This window comes from Rhizobium sp. L43 (assembly GCF_002531725.1).
In the GTDB taxonomy this organism is placed as follows: domain Bacteria; phylum Pseudomonadota; class Alphaproteobacteria; order Rhizobiales; family Rhizobiaceae; genus Rhizobium.
Genome location: NZ_NWSQ01000067.1, coordinates 1 through 2500 on the forward strand (window position 1 = coordinate 1; position 2500 = coordinate 2500).

Sequence of the window (2500 nt, forward strand, 5' to 3'; positions counted from 1 at the left end):
GTTTGGTTGCGGGGGCAGGATTTGAACCTGCGGCCTTCAGGTTATGAGCCTGACGAGCTACCGGGCTGCTCCACCCCGCGAGATATATTTTAACACGAAAGGCCGCTTTGAGAGCGGCCCTTTTGTTTCGGCTATGGGCCGTTGTCTGTGAATGAGAAGATTTTTTTCAAAAAGTTGCGTTTTGCAGACCTGGCAGCGACCTACTCTCCCGCGTCTTAAGACGAAGTACCATGGGCGCAGGGGCGTTTCACGGCCGTGTTCGGAAAGGGAACGGGTGCAGCCACCCCGCCATAACCACCAGGTCGGCAAAGCGCAACTTAATGTTTGAGAAGCTGGCAGGCGTTAGCCTGTTTTTTTTGAACACGTCTTTGGATCTTTTCCGGCTGCGGGTGCTTGTGGCACCCATACAGGCCAGAGGCCGTCGCCAATCCCGGGTTTTTGCTTTAGCAAAATACCCTAGATGGCGGGCCGTCCGCAGCGCCATTGGCGCGTCAGGACAAAGGTCTGATCATCGATCCGGACAAACGCTAGGCGTTTGCCGGGAGATGAGCATAGTCAATGAGAACGATCAAGCCGATCGAGCTATTAGTACCGGTAAGCTTCATGCGTTGCCGCACTTCCACACCCGGCCTATCAACGTGGTCGTCTTCCACGGCTCTGATAGGGAATACTCGTTTTCAGGTGGGTTTCCCGCTTAGATGCCTTCAGCGGTTATCCCGTCCATATATAGCTACCCTGCTATGCCCTTGGCAGGACAACAGGTCCACCAGAGATATGTCCATCCCGGTCCTCTCGTACTAGGGACAGATCCTGTCAATATTCCTACACCCACGGCAGATAGGGACCGAACTGTCTCACGACGTTCTGAACCCAGCTCACGTACCGCTTTAATTGGCGAACAGCCAAACCCTTGGGACCTGCTCCAGCCCCAGGATGCGATGAGCCGACATCGAGGTGCCAAACAACCCCGTCGATATGGACTCTTGGGGGTCATCAGCCTGTTATCCCCGGCGTACCTTTTATCCGTTGAGCGATGGCCCTTCCACGCGGGACCACCGGATCACTATGACCGACTTTCGTCTCTGCTCGACTTGTCAGTCTCGCAGTCAGGCGGGCTTATGCCATTGCACTCGACGACCGATTTCCGACCGGTCTGAGCCCACCATCGCGCGCCTCCGTTACTCTTTCGGAGGCGACCGCCCCAGTCAAACTACCCACCATACACTGTCCCGGACCCGGATGACGGGCCGCGGTTAGACATCCATGACGATAAGGGTGGTATTTCAAGGATGGCTCCACGGAAACTGGCGTCCCCGCTTCAAAGCCTACCACCTATCCTACACATGCCGACACGAATGCCAGTGTAAAGCTATAGTAAAGGTGCACGGGGTCTTTCCGTCTGACCGCAGGAACCCCGCATCTTCACGGGGAATTCAATTTCACTGAGTCTATGTTGGAGACAGCGGGGAAGTCGTTACGCCATTCGTGCAGGTCGGAACTTACCCGACAAGGAATTTCGCTACCTTAGGACCGTTATAGTTACGGCCGCCGTTTACTGGGGCTTCGATTCAAAGCTTGCACCTCTCCTCTTAACCTTCCAGCACCGGGCAGGCGTCAGACCCTATACGTCGTCTTGCGACTTCGCAGAGCCCTGTGTTTTTGATAAACAGTCGCTACCCCCTGGTCTGTGCCACCCCATCATACTTGCGTAAAATGGGGTCACGCTTCTTCCGAAGTTACGCGTGCAATTTGCCGAGTTCCTTCAACATAGTTCTCTCAAGCGCCTTGGTATACTCTACCTGACCACCTGTGTCGGTTTCGGGTACGGTCTATACGGTGGAGCTATTTCCTGGAACCGCTCCGCTGCCCTGATAATCCAATAAACCAGAACAACTTGTGCAATCCGTCACTACCACCAGGCCCACGAATATTAACGTGGTTCCCATCGACTACGCATTTCTGCCTCGCCTTAGGGGCCGGCTAACCCTGCTCAGATTAACTTTAAGCAGGAACCCTTGGTCTTTCGGCGAGAGGGTCTCTCACCCTCTTTATCGTTACTCATGTCAACATTCGCACTTCCGATACCTCCAGGAGCCCTCACAGGTCTCCCTTCATCAGCTTACGGAACGCTCCGCTACCACGTGTATTGCTACACATCCTCAGCTTCGGTGCATGGCTTCAGCCCCGTTACATTTTCGGCGCAAAGACCCTTATTTAGACCAGTGAGCTGTTACGCTTTCTTTAAATGATGGCTGCTTCTAAGCCAACATCCTGGTTGTTTTGGGATCCTCACATCCTTTCCCACTTAGCCATGACTTGGGGACCTTAGCTGGAGGTTAGGGTTGTTGCCCTTTTCACGACGGACGTTAGCACCCGCCGTGTGTCTGCCGAGTAGTACTCCCCGGTATTCGGAGTTTGGTTAGGATCAGTAAGACGGTGAGTCCCCATAGCCCATCCAGTGCTCTACCCCCGGGGGTATTCGCTCGACGCTCTACCTAAA

At 54.4% G+C, this 2500-nt stretch carries 1 tRNA gene and 2 rRNA genes (1 of these 3 cut by a window edge); all 3 read right to left on the reverse strand.

Annotation, left to right across the window (positions count from 1 at the left end):
* Positions 1-3: 3 nt before the first annotated feature.
* Positions 4-80, reverse strand: a tRNA-Met gene (locus CO667_RS34135).
* Between the two features lie 107 nt (positions 81-187).
* Positions 188-302, reverse strand: a 5S ribosomal RNA gene (gene rrf, locus CO667_RS34140).
* Between the two features lie 262 nt (positions 303-564).
* Positions 565-2500 (reverse strand): 23S ribosomal RNA (locus CO667_RS34145); it runs 968 nt beyond the window's last position.